Origin of the sequence: Methylobacterium sp. UNC300MFChir4.1, assembly GCF_900110155.1 — a bacterium.
GTDB lineage: Bacteria > Pseudomonadota > Alphaproteobacteria > Rhizobiales > Beijerinckiaceae > Methylobacterium.
The window spans coordinates 51,929-66,888 of sequence record NZ_FOCS01000021.1; the positions used below are offsets into that span (position 1 = coordinate 51,929).

Sequence of the window (14,960 nt, forward strand, 5' to 3'; positions counted from 1 at the left end):
GGGGACGGCGCGGCCCGCGGTTCTGAGACCGCGGGGCCCTGCCCGGTTCTCAGCGCGCCTCAGCGCCCCTTCTTGTAGAGCTTGCTGGCGATCTCGAAGATCTCCTCGGGGGCGTAGTTGGGCGCGAAGGCCCCGTAATTGCCGTCGAGTTCCGGGATCTTGCCGCCCTCCGGCAGGCCGTCGACGACCTCCAGGCTGCCGGGCGGATCCCCCGGCAGCGCGACCTCGTCGTTCGACCAGACGCCGGCCGCTTCCTTGTAGTCGTCCGGGCTGAAGCGGTAGAGGCGCCGGTGCGAGCCCTCCTGCAGATATTTCTGGCACTCCGGAATCTTGTCGAGAACGATGTTCGGGGTCGGCAGCATCTTCTCGATCTCGACGCCGGTCAGCTTCTTGAGCGCCAGCGCGTAGGCGTGCGCGTGCACCGAGCCGCGCACGAGCAGGTAGCCGCAGACCTCGCGGCCGGTCGGGTCCTTCAGGGTCTCGTAGACGCGCAGCTTGTGCAGGCGCGCGCCGCACTCCAAGTGGAAGTTGTGCAGCAGGTCGATGATGATGTTGCCCGTCGTCGTCACCATGTCGACGTTCCAAGACTGCGCGTTGGAATTGACCGGCGTCGCGCCGCCGCCGTTGCTCAGGAAGCTGCCGGCGAGCCGGATGTCCTGCATGTCGTGGAACGGGGCCTTCGAGACGTCGACCTCCTCGGTGTCGTCGCCGGGGCCGTTGTTGAGCATCGCGATGCCGGTCGAGACCAGCTCCACGTGCCCGAGCTCCTCGGCGAAGATGCTCGACACGAGGCTGTAGAAGGGGCGCAGCTTCGACTTGTTGCGGAAGTTGAAGCTCTGGAACATGTAGTTCCCGAGGGTCGACATCTCCCCGTACTTGCCGCCGAGCAGCTCCTGCAGCGCGGCCGCCGCGTTGGGATCGGGCTTCTTCGGCTGTGGCAGTTCGGCCTGAAGGCGGTCGAGCTTCATGAACATGCGAGCAGCTCCGTTCGCGCGGGGTGCGCATGACGGCATCTTCCCGCACGGACGATTGTTCCTGCGGCTGAGACGGCGCGGCCCGCGGGCGGCCTCCCGGCGGCCGGCGCCATCCGGCTGTGGACAGTGGCCTCGGCGCGGGCGCCCGGCCGCCATCCTTTCCGGAGCGGTAACCATGCCGGTCCTACCAGCCGCGACCCCGGACGGTGAGGCAGGTGGACGAATGGGCGACGACGTGGCGGCGATCCTGTTGACCCTCGTGACCGAGAATTCCGAGCTGCGCGAGCAGCTCGCCAGCGCGCAGGACATGCTGATGGAGACGGCCATCGATGCCGGGCAGCTCCATGCCCGGATCCAGGGCCTGGAGGCCGAGCGCGACGCGTGGCGGGCCGAGGCCGGGCACCGGCAGGCCCGCGCCGCCCTGACCGCCTGACGGTTCGGCGGCGCACTGACCGGGCGCGGAGGTGGGGCAGGGCCGGATGCGCGCGGGTCGGATTTCGCGGTCGGATCGCGGAGCGTGTACGCTCGGCGGCCGTCGAACAATCGGCACGGGAGCGCGCGGCCATGGTGACGAACGTCCTGCCCCCGCTCGATCCGGCCGCCCTCCCGGCCGGAATCCGCGCCCGCTTCGTCGAGGGCGTCAACGGCCTGCGCATGCACGTGCTGGAGGCGGGCGACGGCGGTCCCGACCGCCCGCTCATCCTCCTGGTGCACGGCTTCCCCGAGATCGCTTATTCCTGGCGGAAGGTCATGCCGGCGCTGGCCGCGGCGGGCTACCACGTCGTCGCCCCCGACCTCCGGGGCTACGGCCGCACCGCGGACGCGCCGGTCGCCTTCGCGGACGACCTCGCGCCCTACCGGCTGCACAACCTTCTCCTCGACCTGCTGTGCCTGATGAGCGCCCTGGAGCGCGACAGGGTCGCGGCGCTCGTCGGACACGATTACGGGTCCTGGGTCTGCGGCTACTGCGCCCTGGCGCGGCCCGATCTCTTCGGCATGGTCGCGCTCATGAGCGCGCCCTTCGCGGGGGCGCCGGGGCTCGATGCCCTGGCCCGCGGCCTCCGGACGCCGGCCGACGACCCGATCCACGCGGCGCTGGCCGCCCTGCCGCGCCCGCGCACGCACTACCACCGCTACTACGCGACGCGCCGCGCCGCCGCCGACATGGAGCGCAGTCCCCAGGGCCTCGCCGCGTTCCTGCGCGCCTATTTCCACCACAAGAGCGCGGACTGGCCGGACAATCGACCCCGCGCGCTCGCCGGCTGGACGGCCGAGGCCCTCGCCGAGATGCCGACCTACTACGTGATGGATGAAGGCCGGACGATGCCCGCGACCGTGGCGCCGGAGATGCCGGAGCGGGGCGGCGCGGACTGCGCCTGGCTGACGGAGGCAGAACTCGCCGTCTACGCGGCCGAGTACGCGCGCTCCGGCTTCCAGGGCGCGCTCCAGGGCTACCGGTGCCGCATGGATGGCAGCATCGACCGCGACCTCGCGCGGTTCGCCGGCCGGCGGATCGAGGTCCCCCTCCTGTTCGTGTCCGGGGCGCGCGACTGGGGCCCGTTCCAGGCGCCGGGCGCGCTGGAGCGCATGAAGGAGGCCGCCGGCGCGGGCCTGCTCGGCTGCCACTTCGTGGCGGGGGCGGGGCACTGGGTTCAGCAGGAGCAGCCCCGGGCCGTCGCGGACCTCCTGCTCGACGCGCTCGGTCACTGCGGGGCCGGATCCCGCCCCGGCGCGTAGGCGCCCGCCGCCGCACCGCGTCCGCTCCTATCGGGGCGCCGACGGCCCGGCTATGTCTCCCGCCAACCGACCGGAGGCCCGGTCGGATCGGGCGCCCGGCGTCCGTTCCGGATCCTCGAGGGGGCGACGATGGATGTGGAAGCGCGCGCCATCCGGCGGGTCAGCAGGCGGCTCCTGCCCCTCCTGATCACCTGCTACTTCATCTCCTACCTCGACCGGGTCAATGTCGGCTTCGCCGCGCTGACCATGAACGGGGACCTCGGCATCTCCGCCACGGCCTACGGGCTCGGGGCCGGCATCTTCTTCCTGAGCTACTTCGTCTTCGAGGTGCCGTCGAACCTGATCCTGGAGCGGGTCGGGGCGCGGGTGTGGATCGCCCGCATCATGCTCACCTGGGGGCTCCTGTCGGGCGCGATGGCCTTCATCGTCGGCGAGAAGAGCTTCTACGCCGTGCGCCTGCTGCTGGGCGCCGCGGAGGCCGGGTTCTTCCCCGGCATCATCTTCTACCTCACGCTGTGGTTCCCCGCGCGCTACCGCGCGCGGATCATCGGCGCCTTCATGGCCGCGGTCCCGCTCTCGAGCGTCATCGGCTCGCCGGTCTCGGGGGCGCTGCTGGGCCTCGACGGGGTCTGGGGCTTCAAGGGCTGGCAGTGGCTCTACGTCCTCGAGGCGCTGCCCGCCGTCATCCTCGCGGGCATCGTCCTGGCCTTCCTGACGGACCGGCCGGCGCAGGCGGGCTGGCTGCCCGAGGACGAGCGCGCGTGGCTCACCGAGCGCCTCGCGCAGGAGCGGCGGGCGCGCGAATCCGCCCGCCGCTACAGCGTCGCGGAGGCGCTCCTCGACCGGCGCGTGCTCGCCGTCGCCTTCGTGTATTTCGGCAACGTGGCGCTGCTCTACGGGCTCAGCTTCTTCCTGCCGCAGATCGTCAAGGGCTTCGACCTCACGAACGTCCAGACGGGTCTCGTCAGCCTCATCCCCTTCGCGATCGGGATCGTCGGCATGCTCGCCCTCGGGCGCTCCTCGGACCGCAGGGGCGAGCGCAAGGGGCACGCGGCCTTCGCGCTCCTGCTCGCGGCCGGCGGCACGGCCGCGGCGGCGCTGGTCTCCGATCCCTACGCCAAGATGGCCCTGTTCAGCGTCTCAGCCTTCGGCATCTTCGGCGGCCTCCCGGTGATCTGGACGCTGCCCACCGCCTACCTGTCCGGCGCCGCGGCGGCCGGCGGCATCGCCATCATCAACGCCCTCGGCAACCTTTCCGGCTTCGCCGCGCCCTACGCGGTCGGCGCGATCAAGGACGCCACCGGCACCTTCACGGGCGGCCTCCTCCTCATCGCGGCGGCCGGCCTCGCCGCCATGGTGACGGTCCTCTGCCTCACCCACGACCGGCACCTGGAGCAGGCCGCGGCGCGCGGCGCGCGGGCGGCGGAGTAGGCGCGGCGGGGCAGACGCGGTGGGTGAACGCGACCCGGGGGGAGGGGGCAGCGCCGCCGCCCCGCCGCGCCCGGGTGGCGGGCGGCCGCCGATCGACCTACGGTCGCGTCGCCATGTCGTCCCGGCGGAGGCCGTGTCGCGGGGCCGCGCGCCCCCCGGGACACGCCGTCCCCGGCGCCGTCCCCAGCGACGCCCCAGTTCGAGCCCATCGGAGCAGCCCATGAACGCCCCCGTTCCCGCCCCGCGGACCCGCCCGGACGCGGCGACGATCGCGGGTCTCGCCGAGGCCCTGCGGGCCGTGCTCGGGGACCGGGTGACGGCGAGCCCGGCGGTGCGCGAGCAGCACGCCAACCAGCTCACCTGGGCGCCGTGCGAGCCGCCGGACCTCGTGGTCTTCCCGCACTCCACCGCGGAGGTGCAGGCCGTCGTGCGCGCCTGTGCCGAGCGCGACGTGCCGATCGTGCCCTACGGCGTCGGCACCTCCCTCGAGGGCCACGTCAACGCGCCGTTCGGCGGCGTCTCGATCGACACGGGGGCGATGAACCGCGTCCGCGCGGTCCATGCCGACGACCTCGACTGCACGGTCGAGGCCGGCGTCACCCGCAGGGCGCTGAACGCGTACCTGCGCGATACCGGCCTGTTCTTCCCCATCGATCCCGGGGCGGACGCCACGATCGGCGGGATGGCGGCGACGCGGGCGTCGGGCACCAACGCCGTGCGCTACGGGACGATGAAGGACGCGGTGCTCGGACTCACCGCGGTGATGCCGAACGGCGACATCGTCACGACCGCCCGGCGGGCGCGCAAGTCGTCGGCCGGCTACGATCTCACCCGGCTCCTCGTCGGCTCGGAGGGCACCCTCGGGATCATCACCGAGGTCACGCTGCGCCTGCACGGCATCCCCGAGGCGATCTCGGCGGGCATCTGCCCGTTCCCCTCGATCAAGGCGGCCTGCGACGCCACGATCCTGACGATCCAGTCCGGCATCCCGGTCGCGCGCATCGAGCTGCTCGACGAGGTGCAGGTGGCGGCCTGCAACCGCTACTCGAAGCTCGCCCTGCCGGAGACCCCGCTGCTCCTCGTCGAGTTCCACGGCACGGACGCGGGCGTGCGCGAGCAGGCCGAGCGGTTCGGCGAGATCGCCGCCGATCTCGGCGGCGGCCCGTTCGACTGGGCGACCGGGGCCGACGAGCGCGCGCGCCTCTGGCAGGCGCGCCACGACGTGTACTGGGCCTCGGTCGCGCTGCGGCCGGGTCCCACGATCAAGAACATGTCGACCGACGTCTGCGTGCCGATCTCGCGGCTCGCGGAATGCGTGGAGGCGACGAAGCGCGACATCGCCGCGACCGGGCTCACGGCGCCGATCGCCGGCCATGTCGGCGACGGCAACTTCCACACCCTGCCGCTCGTCGATGCCGACAGCCCCGAGGAGATGTCCGCGGTGGCCGGCTTCCTCGACCGGCTCGTCGCCCGCGCGCTGGACCTGGGCGGCACCTGCACGGGCGAGCACGGGATCGGCCAGAAGAAGATACGCTTCATGGAAAGCGAGCACGGGCCGGAGGCGCTCGGCCTCATGCGGACCCTGAAGCGCGCGATCGACCCCCGGAACCTCATGAATCCCGGCAAGCTGATTCCCTGACGCGCCCCGCGACCCGGCGCCGCCGTCCGCGTCGCCCGTCGATCCCTCCGATCCCTCCGATCCGGGCCGATCGTCTGCATCGGTGCTGTTCAGGGCCGAGCGATCACGTCGTCCGATCCTCAAAGCTAGGGATCGCGCCGACGCCGCGGGCCGGGTCTCAGATGGCGCCGGCACACCGAGGACGGGCATCCGCGAGAGCGGCGGCCGGCCGCGCGATCCGGTAGCACGCGCGAGATCGCCCTCTAATCCCGAATTCTCGGCCGAAACGGATGAATTATTCTGCTTGCCATACGTTCCTGGCACACAGAATAATGCATGCCGCCGTGCCAATTTCGGAACCCGACATAAGGTTCCGGCGCGGGCAAGGAATTCGTCGGCGTGCACGCCAATCCTATAGCACGCCGCTGAATGTCAGCGCAGGAATGAGGGAGGAAGCTCATGGCCATGCCAAATGCCACGCCGGCTACGGCAGTACCCAGTACAAATCGATGGCTGCAGATCGTGCTCGGCGTGATCTGCATGGTTGCAGCGGCGAACATCCAGTATGCCTGGACGCTGTTCGTCCCCGAGATTCAGAAGACCTTCGGATGGGACCGCGCCGCGATCCAGGTCGCCTTCACGATCTTCGTCGTCGTCCAGACCTGGCTGACCCCGATCGAGGGTTACTTCATCGATAAGTACGGCCCGAGCCGCGTCGTCATGTTCGGCGGTCTGATGACGGGCCTGGCCTGGGTCATCAACTCCTACGCCACCAGCCTGAGCGGCTTCTACCTCGGCTCGGTGGCCGGCGGTATCGGCGTCGGCTGCGTCTACGCCACCTGCGTCAACAACGCGCTCAAGTGGTTCCCGGACAAGCGCGGCCTCGCGGTCGGCCTCACGGCGGGCGGCTACGGCGCCGGCTCGGCGCTCACCATCCTGCCGATCGCCAAGATGATCGACGGCGGCAACTACGCCCAGGCCTTCTTCGTCTTCGGCCTGATCCAGGGCGCCATCATCATCGCCGCCGCCATCGCCATGCGCGCCCCGCGCAAGGATCAGGTGCCGTTCTCCACCAAGGTCCTGCAGTCGCGGCGCGACTACACCCTGGGCGAGGCGCTGCGCACCCCCGTGTTCTACGTGATGCTGCTGATGTTCACCTGCACGGTGACGGGCGGCCTGATGGCCGTGGCCCAGCTCGGCGTGATCGCGCAGGATCTCGGGGTGAAGAACTTCCAGGTCAACCTGTACTTCTTCGCCATGGCCGCGCTGCCCTTCGCGCTGATGCTCGACCGGATCATGAACGGCATCTCGCGCCCCCTCTTCGGGTTCGTCTCGGACCGGATCGGCCGTGAGAAGACGATGTTCATCGCGTTCGCGATGGAGGGTATCGGCATCGTGGCGCTGGGCTACTTCGGCTCCAACCCGTGGGCCTTCGTGATCCTGTCCGGTGTGGTGTTCCTGGCCTGGGGCGAGGTCTACTCGCTGTTCAGCGCCACCGCCGCCGACACCTTCGGCTCGAAGCACATCGGCAAGATCTACGGCGTGCTCTACTGCGCCAAGGGCTTCGCCGCGCTGTTCGTACCGGTGGGCAACCTGATCATGCAGGCGACCGGCACCTGGGCGACCGTCCTCTACACGGTGGCGACCATGGACCTGATCGCCGCCGTCCTGGCGATCGCGGTCCTGCGGCCGATGCTCAAGCAGCACCACGCGGCGAACAACGACGCGGCGGCTCCGGCGATGAAGCTGGCCCACGCCTGAGCGACGGCCCCGGCCGCTCCGCGGCCGGGGCGAAGCCTCCCCGACCCGGCTCCGGAATTCCGGAGCCGGGTCGGCCAGCACCGGGCAGCTGGCCCGCACGGAGACCGTCTCGTCGAGACGCAGGGCGCCGCGGACGATCGCGCATGTTCGGGCGCGCATCGACGATCGGGCGAGGGGCGGCTGTCCTGGCGCCTCGCTCTCACGCGATAGCCCGGCCGCGCTCGGCGCCATTCCAGGACCTGAGGCCAGAATCCATTCTCGCGTTCCCGGAGTTCGACTGTGCTGCAGCCTTCCGAGACCTCTCTGGGTCTAGCCTCGATCGGACAGACCCTGAGTCTGCGTGAACAGGCCTACGACAGCATCAAGCAATCGATCCTGGCGATGGATCTCTACGCCGGATCGGCGCAGATCCGGCTGCACGAACACCAGATCGCGCAGGATCTCGGCATCAGCCGCACGCCGGTCCGCGAAGCCCTGACGCTCCTGGAGCGGGAGGGCTTCGTGTCCACGGTGCCGCGCCGCGGCCTCTTCGTGACGCGCAAGAACAAGCGCGAGATCGTCGAGATGATCACCGTCTGGGCCGCGCTCGAAGGCATGGCGGCCCATGCCGCCGCACGGAACGCCGAGGATGCCGATCTCCGCGCGCTCGGCAGGGCCTTCGAGGCGTTCGATATCGCGACTCTGCCCGACCATCTGAAGGCCTACGACGAGGCCAACCTCGACTTCCATCGGACGATCATCCGTCTCGGCGGCTGCGGGTTGATGGTCGAGATGACGACCAACCTGTTCATCCACATGCGGGCGATCCGGTCGGCCTTCCTCCATCGGGCCGGGAGGCTCGAGGACTCGATGCGCGAGCATGCCGCCATCATCGCTGCCTTGCAGGCACGCGACGCGGATCGGGCCGCGATCCTCGTCCGCGATCACGCGCTCGGGCTGATCGCGCATGTCGAGGCGCACTGGGTTTGGCCAGAGGGGTGAGAGGCACCTCTGACGGAGGACCACCGATGCTACCGTCCGTTCAGACGACCGATCTGCTCGGCCTCGGCTTCCTGATCATCGGGCTCGCCGCAGCTGGGATCGCCAGCGCGAGCCGGTCCGCGCGTTTCGCAGAGGAGCCGCGCGAGGAGCTCGCGGGCGGGGCTCTGCTGGTGGCGATCCTCGGCCTCGCCTTCGTGCTCGCCGAGTGAGCGGGCGCGGCGCGTCGTGAGCGCCGGACCTCCCGGGAGCCCGTCGCGCGCTACGGGGTCGCCTGCCCCGCGCGTGCGTTCCACTTCTCGAACTTCCCGAGCGCGCCCCACGCCGTCAGCCCGATGAAGATCGGCATCGTGTAGGGGCTCAGCCCGAAGGCGGGCGTGAGCTGTGCGAGCACCTGCCCGAGACCGGTGTTGAGCGGCACCTGGGACAGGATCTGCGTGGCGACGGCGCCGATGATGCCGATCGCCGACTTCTTGCCGGAGAGCAGCTGCCCGATCGTCTGCCCGAGCGCGCCGTTGACCGGCCCGAGGACCGCGCCGTCGGGACGCGCCGCGGGCGGGCCGGGCAAGATCGGTGCGGTCGGGAGGCGCGCACCGTCGATCTGTCGGCGCAGGGCCTGGAGGAACTCGTCGAGCCGCGCCGCGACGTCGGCGGGCGGCGCGGCCGGCGCGATCACCACCGGGGGCATCGAGGCAGGTTGCATCGGGGCGGGCTGCATCGGGGTGGCCGCCCGCGCGGCGAGCTGTCGCTCCAGGTCCTGGATCCGCGTCAGCACCGCGTGGTCCGGCGCCGCCGGCCGCAGCGCCTCCTGGATGGCGGCGATCGTGCGCGCGTCCGCGAGGCCGGTATCGTCCAGACCGCACCGCGCCTGGAACGTCGCGACGGCCGTCATGGTCCGCGGCCCGTTCCGGCCGTCCTCGACGAGGGGCGGCGTCGCGCCGAGGCGATTGAGCGATTGCTGGACCCAGAGCGTGCTGTCGGCGAGTTCGTCGTCGGGCTCGCGGGACACGGCCGCCTCGACGGCCCGCGGCGCCGCGAGCGCGACCGTCGCGTCGAGGTCGATGAGGCTCCGCAGGATCACCGCGGTGCCGATCTGCGTGTCGACCACGTTCGGGTCGAACACGTGGTCGCGCACGAACTTGCCGCCGCGCGCGCCCGGCGGCCCGTAGGCCGTCGATCCGCCCCAGAGATACGGCGAGTTCACGCCCCGGCCGTGGTAGCCGTAACCGTTGAAGCCCTCGAGCCGGTAGAGGGCCCGCGCGACGCTCCAGTCGCCGAGCCCGACCAGGCCCTGGAGGCGCAGCGCGTCGACTGCCCCTTCGACGAAGGCCTGCGGCCCCGTGAACGGCCCGCGCCCCTTCGGGACGATCGTGGTGCGCCGTCCGAGTCTCTGTCCGTTGCCGAGATACGTGTCGAAATCGAAGGTCGATTCCCGGTAGTGGCAGAGCCCGATGAACCACCAGGGCACGCCGGTGCGCGCCTCGATCTCCTGGTAGCGCGGCTTGCCGGCGGCGAGCTGCTGCGCGAGCTTGCGCACGGTCGCGAGCTTCTCCGGCCGGATCTGGAGCGACGCCCAGGTCCGCTCGTAGCCGTCCTGAAAATCCTGGAAGGATGCCATGTCGATGCTCCGGGCTCTGCGGTGACGAAGCCTTGATGGGACCGGCGGCACCCGCGCGCGGCCGGGCGCCGATCGGGCGGGGCTCCGGGCGACGCCCCGGATCCGGGCGCGCGCGGTCGCGCGCCGCCCGGGCTCGCGACGGAGGGACCGGGCGCGGTGTCGGCGACGTCCCGCGCGCGCCGGGCTAACCGGGCCCGGCGGCCCCCGCCGGCCGGCCGGCGCAGGAGATCCGGAACGCGGTCGGGAACGGCGTGCCCCCGTCCTCGACCGCGCCCTCTGCCCGCACGGCGTCGCGCAGGAGGATGCGGCGAACGATCTCCGGGACCATCGCGCCCGCCACGTAGCGGCCGAGGCACTCGTGATGGCCCCGGCCGAAATGGAGATAGGTCTGCTCCGGGCGGGCCGGGTCGAAGCGGTCGGGGTCGGGCACGCCGGTCGCGTCGAACATCGCCGACAGGCTGAGGGGCAGGACGACCCGGCCCTTGGCGATCCGGCTCTCGGCCGGGCTGCCCCGGCCGAGCAAGTGGTCGGTCTCCGCCTGGCGGAACATGAAGGCGACGATCGGCGCGAAGCGCAGCGCCTCCCACACGTAGCCGTCGAAGGCGGCGGGTCCGGTCCGGGCGGCCGCGCGGGCCGCCGCGAGGATCTGCGGCCGGCCGAGGAGCTCCGCGAGGGCGTGCACCACCGCCTCCGACGTGGTCTCGATGGCCCCGATCAGCAGACCGCCGACGTTGATGACGACGCGGTCCATGCCGAAGCCGGTCGCCGCCGGCAGGTGCAGCCGGAGCAGCCGGGTGAGGACGTCGTCGGGCAGGTCGGCGCCGGCCTCGATCGCCGCGACGCGCGCCGGGATGATCCTGGCGAAGGCCGCCCGCATCTCCTGGCGCGCCAGATCCGCCGCCGCGTGGATCGCGTCGGCGTCCGGGCGCTCGTCGAAGGGGAGGTTGTTGAACTGGTCGAACTGGTTCGCGTACGACCAGCGCAGCAGGTCGGCATCGGGCGCCGCGAACCCGAAGAAGCGCTGCACGATCCGCAGCGGGACGCGGCGCGAGACCGACGCCACGACGTCGATGGATCCGCCGCCCTGGTCGAGACCCGCGTCGAGGGCCGCGTCGGTCTCGGCGCCCGCCAGATCGCGGATCGCCGGGAGGTCGCGCCAGGACAGCACGGCGCGCATGACCGCCTTGTCGCGGTAATTCACCTCCGTGCCGTCGAGCGCCAGCATGAACTCGCCCATCTTGGGCTTGTAGAGCGCGACGGAGAAGACCTGCGGCAGGGACAGGATCTCCTCGACCTCGGCGCGGCCGGCGACGAGGATGGCCGCGCCGCAATCCAGGGCGGTCCGCCGCGCGCGCAGCTGCGCGAAGAAGGGCCGCGGCGCCCGGGCGATCCAGTCCCGGGCGCGCTGCCAGCGCTCCGCCACCGGCAGGGCCTCCAGGAAGGCGAGGCAGGGCGTCTCGGGAGCGGCGGCGCGCATGCACGACCTCCTGTGGCGTTCGCGGAGCGGCGCGGGCCGTCCGGCCCGACGCCCGGTGGTCAGTTGAGCGAGACGTCCAGCCCCTCGCGCAGGCGCGCCACGAGCTCGCCCTGCCGGTGCGTCTCGGTCTTGGCGAACAGGGCGCGCAGCTGGGTGCGGGCGGTCGAGATCGCGATGCCGCGGTCCTGGGCGTGGTCGTCGAGGGACCGTCCCGAAGCGACCGCGTTGGCGAGGATCGACTCGGCGACGGTCAGCCCGAACAGCTTCTGCAGCCGCGCGGCGTTGCTCCCCTGGACCTTCGGGGTCCCGGTCCGGATCACGATCGCCAGCTCGGCCCGCACCTTCGACCCGGTGCCCGCCGGCCGCTTCGACAGCGGGTGCAGCGACACCCGGTAGGGCATGCCGCTCTCGCCGCAGGTCACGGTGATGTGGTCGGCCTGCGTGATCGCGACGTCGCCGCTCGCGGCCGCGAGCGCCTCGCCGGCCGCGCGGGCGATCCGCCGCCCGGTCTGGCTGTCCTTGAGGACGAGGCTGCCCTTCACGAAGGACAGGCCGGTCCGGGACCGCGCCAGCGCCTCGGCGGCGCGGTTGGCGTGCGCGACGCGCAGGTCGGAATCCGTGAGGATCACGGCGGCGTCGAGCAGGTCCAGGGCGGAGGCGAGATCGGACGTGCGCTCAGAGGCCTGCCGCATCAATGCGTACAGCTCGAAGGCCCGGCGCAGGTGCGGGACGAGCATCGCCAGGCGCCGGACCTCGTCGGACCGGAAGGGGCCGCCCTCCTCGCCCCGCATCGCCGCGAGCGTCGCCATGACGTCGGCTTCCTTGGCGAAGTAGGTGACGAGGCTGTGCTCGATCTCGAAGGGCTGCACGACCTCCTTGAACAGGGCGGACTCGCGGAACTGCACCGCGTCGACCCCCTCCTCGGCGCGGATGACCTTGCCCTGGTTCGACAGGATGTAGGGGAGACGCGGATCCTCGGTGGCGTGCCGGTAGAGGAACTCGCGGTACCGCGACCGCTCGAAGCCGGACACCGCCCAGAGCGGCTTGCGGTTCCCGTCGAGGCTGAACACGGCGAGCTGGCCGACCCGGCCGCCGACGAAATCGGTCAGATCCTCCAGGAGCGCCGACCACTCCTCCGGCTGGCCGACGCGGTCGTAGATCGACCCCACCAGAACCGAATACGCCTCGAGATCCTGCATGGCCACGCTCCGCGCTGAGTGCGAGTCTTGAGTGTTGTCAGATCTCCAGCCATCCGGTCGGACCGACAGGTGCCGAAATCGGTTGTTCCATTACAGATGCAATCGAACGACAAATCAATACTGATAAGATAGAAATCGAAACCGCGGAGCGCGCCTACAGGGTTCGCAGATACTCCAGGAGCTGCCGGCGCTGCGCGTCGTCGAGCTGCTCGGTCCCGTAGGCCGGCCCCTCGTGGCCGGTATTGGTATTGCCCGGCAGCGCGGTGTCGAACAGGAACGGCCCGACATCGGACCGGAACCCGATCCGGTCCTCGTCCAGCTCCCGGCTGCCGACCCGGAACGTCCTGGATCGCCGGCCGGACGGTAGCAGGAGTTCGTACAGGTTCGGCACCGAGCCGTTGTGCAGGTATGGGCCCGTCGCCCAGATGCCGTTGAGGGGCCGCGCCTTGTAGACCATGAGGTCGCGGTCTCTCCGCGCGCCGACGAACGCGGCGACGAGGCCCTTGCCGCCGGCGGTCGAGACGTCGTCGAGCATCGCGTTGCGGGCCTCGAGGGCGGCGGTGCCGCGCTTGAGCAGCCGGTCGAGGATGACGGCCTGGTCCGCCCCGACGCCCGCCGGGGCCGGTCCACGGTCGAGGGGCGCCAGGATCGCGCCGGCGACGAGCGTGGCCACGAGTTCGAGGCTGCTCGTCTCGGCGGCCAGCGGCGGCGTCGTCGCCAGGAACGGCATCCGGATCCCTTCGAGGATCCCGGTCCGCGCGCGCCGGGACACAGCGTTCGTCGCCATCTTCGGGTCGGTCCCGATCTCCGCCAGCGGCGTCAGGGTCACCGTCAGCGTGCGGTTCGCGCCGGTCGGGGCGATCGCGTGGCAGGACAGGCAGTACCGGTCGTAGTGGATCTTGCCGGCCGCGGCGTCCCGGGCCTGCGCCTCGGTGCGCGGCGCGATCCGGTCGGGCCAGGCCGGCGCCGTGAGGGCGCCCAGCTGGTTCTCGATCCGCAGGAGGTTGACCCGGTCCGCCGAGGTCTCGAACCAGAGCGGCGGCAGGGTCGGCTCCCGGATGTCGGTGCGGGCGAAGACCCCCAGCACCTCGCCGACGTTCCGGCCCAGGCGCTCGACGGCGAGCCCGTTCGCGGCGGAGCCGTTCCACTGCACCCGGTCGTGCCACGACGTATCCCACAGGAACGGGTAGCTGACGGGCGCGTCGGGCGGGGCGATGTTGTGCGGGTCGCGCAGATCGATGCCCGTTGCACGGTTGAAGATCATGCCGAACGCGTCCAGGCGTGCCGGCCCCCAGGGCACCGCGGTCCGGCTCGACGCGACGTAACGGGAGAAGTCCTCGGCCAGCCGCGTCAGGCTGGCCCGCAGGCGGCGGCGGTCGGGCTCGGACGGGCCCGTCCCCGGCGCCGACAATTCCGCCGGGATGACGCGGCGGGCGAAGCGCTCGAAGCGCGCCGGGTCGTCGCGCGTCCGCGCGAGGGCGCGGCCGAGTTCCTCGATGAAGGCGAACATGTCGGCATCGGCCGGACCGCCGTCGATCAGGATCGACCGACCGCGCAGGTCGACCCGGTTCACGTGGCAGGCGGCGCAGGTCATGCCGATCCACTCGCCGCGATCGTCGACGTCCTTCACGAACCCGATGGGGAGCCCGCTGCGGTCCGATCCGCGCGTCCCGTCGTACGGGTTCGGCAGGTAGCCGAAGCGCGCGAGCCCGTCCGCGACGAAGAGCGTGTCGTCGTCCGGGCGCTCCAGGGACATGAACCAGGCATACGGCATGATCTGCGAGCCCTGGCTCGCCCGGTAGAACCACGCGCGCTCCTGCGGCGTCCAGGATTGCTCGAGAAAGTGCGGGGTGCCGTCCGGCCTGTCGCTCGGCCCGTCTGCCGGCCTGTCACCCGGCCTGTCTGCCGGTCCTCGGTCGGCGGCGCGCGATCCGGCCTGCGCCGGGAGCAGGATCGCCGCGGTGAGCGCGACGACGCGGGCGGCGTGGCGGGCAGTCTGGCGGGCGGCCTGGGAGCGGGTCACGATCGCACCTGGGACATGGCGGGAACCCTGCCTTCGCGAAGCGTCTCGCCGATTTCAATAAACGCCGATCCCCATGCGCGCGTCATTCGAATGGATGATGTTCGAATACAGTTTTTCTGTGAGGGTCGGCGCGCCGGTAGTTTC

12 protein-coding genes are annotated in these 14,960 nt (G+C 71.5%); 7 read left to right on the forward strand and 5 right to left on the reverse strand.

All coding sequences use genetic code 11. The annotated features are described in order from the left end of the window. Positions 1-59: 59 nt before the first annotated feature. On the reverse strand, positions 60-974 hold the full coding sequence (locus BMY19_RS23520; RefSeq protein WP_100253125.1) for a manganese catalase family protein: 915 nt from the start codon (positions 972-974) through the stop codon (positions 60-62). Positions 975-1,197: 223 nt separating this feature from the next. On the opposite strand from BMY19_RS23520, the gene BMY19_RS23525 reads away from it, so the two are divergent. The 7 genes from BMY19_RS23525 (at position 1,198) to BMY19_RS23555 (ending at position 8,711) form a co-directional block, all read left to right on the forward strand. Further along, positions 1,198-1,407, forward strand: a complete 210-nt coding sequence (locus BMY19_RS23525; RefSeq protein ID WP_020095863.1) for a hypothetical protein — start codon at positions 1,198-1,200, stop codon at positions 1,405-1,407. A 131-nt stretch (positions 1,408-1,538) separates the two neighbouring features. Next, on the forward strand, positions 1,539-2,711 hold the full coding sequence (locus BMY19_RS23530) for an alpha/beta fold hydrolase (protein ID WP_100253126.1): 1,173 nt from the start codon (positions 1,539-1,541) through the stop codon (positions 2,709-2,711). Positions 2,712-2,840: 129 nt separating this feature from the next. Then, positions 2,841-4,142: an MFS transporter gene (locus BMY19_RS23535; RefSeq protein WP_100253127.1), complete on the forward strand. Its 1,302-nt coding sequence runs from the start codon at positions 2,841-2,843 to the stop codon at positions 4,140-4,142. A 220-nt stretch (positions 4,143-4,362) separates the two neighbouring features. Continuing rightward, positions 4,363-5,781, forward strand: a complete 1,419-nt coding sequence (locus BMY19_RS23540) for an FAD-binding oxidoreductase (RefSeq protein WP_100253128.1) — start codon at positions 4,363-4,365, stop codon at positions 5,779-5,781. Positions 5,782-6,219: 438 nt separating this feature from the next. Further along, complete coding sequence (gene oxlT / locus BMY19_RS23545; RefSeq protein ID WP_091682085.1) at positions 6,220-7,521, forward strand: oxalate/formate MFS antiporter; 1,302 nt, start codon at positions 6,220-6,222, stop codon at positions 7,519-7,521. 279 nt (positions 7,522-7,800) lie between these two features. Further along, positions 7,801-8,502 (forward strand): GntR family transcriptional regulator, encoded by a 702-nt coding sequence (locus BMY19_RS23550; RefSeq protein ID WP_020095868.1) that lies wholly within the window; start codon positions 7,801-7,803, stop codon positions 8,500-8,502. A 26-nt stretch (positions 8,503-8,528) separates the two neighbouring features. Further along, positions 8,529-8,711, forward strand: coding sequence for a hypothetical protein (locus tag BMY19_RS23555; protein ID WP_020095869.1), 183 nt, complete (start codon positions 8,529-8,531; stop codon positions 8,709-8,711). Between the two features lie 50 nt (positions 8,712-8,761). Here the strand turns inward: BMY19_RS23555 and BMY19_RS23560 are convergent, their stop codons facing one another. The 4 genes from BMY19_RS23560 to BMY19_RS23575 form a co-directional block, all read right to left on the reverse strand. Beyond that, positions 8,762-10,117 (reverse strand): peptidoglycan-binding protein, encoded by a 1,356-nt coding sequence (locus BMY19_RS23560; RefSeq protein ID WP_100253129.1) that lies wholly within the window; start codon positions 10,115-10,117, stop codon positions 8,762-8,764. 184 nt (positions 10,118-10,301) lie between these two features. After that, a complete protein-coding gene (locus tag BMY19_RS23565; protein WP_100253130.1) occupies positions 10,302-11,594 on the reverse strand; it encodes a cytochrome P450 in 1,293 nt (430 codons plus the stop codon). 59 nt (positions 11,595-11,653) lie between these two features. Continuing rightward, positions 11,654-12,793 carry a helix-turn-helix transcriptional regulator gene (locus BMY19_RS23570; protein ID WP_020095872.1) on the reverse strand — a complete coding sequence of 380 codons (1,140 nt, stop codon included), beginning with the start codon at positions 12,791-12,793 and terminating at the stop codon, positions 11,654-11,656. 154 nt (positions 12,794-12,947) lie between these two features. Next, positions 12,948-14,816: a di-heme-cytochrome C peroxidase gene (locus tag BMY19_RS23575; protein WP_100253131.1), complete on the reverse strand. Its 1,869-nt coding sequence runs from the start codon at positions 14,814-14,816 to the stop codon at positions 12,948-12,950. Positions 14,817-14,960 lie beyond the last annotated feature (144 nt).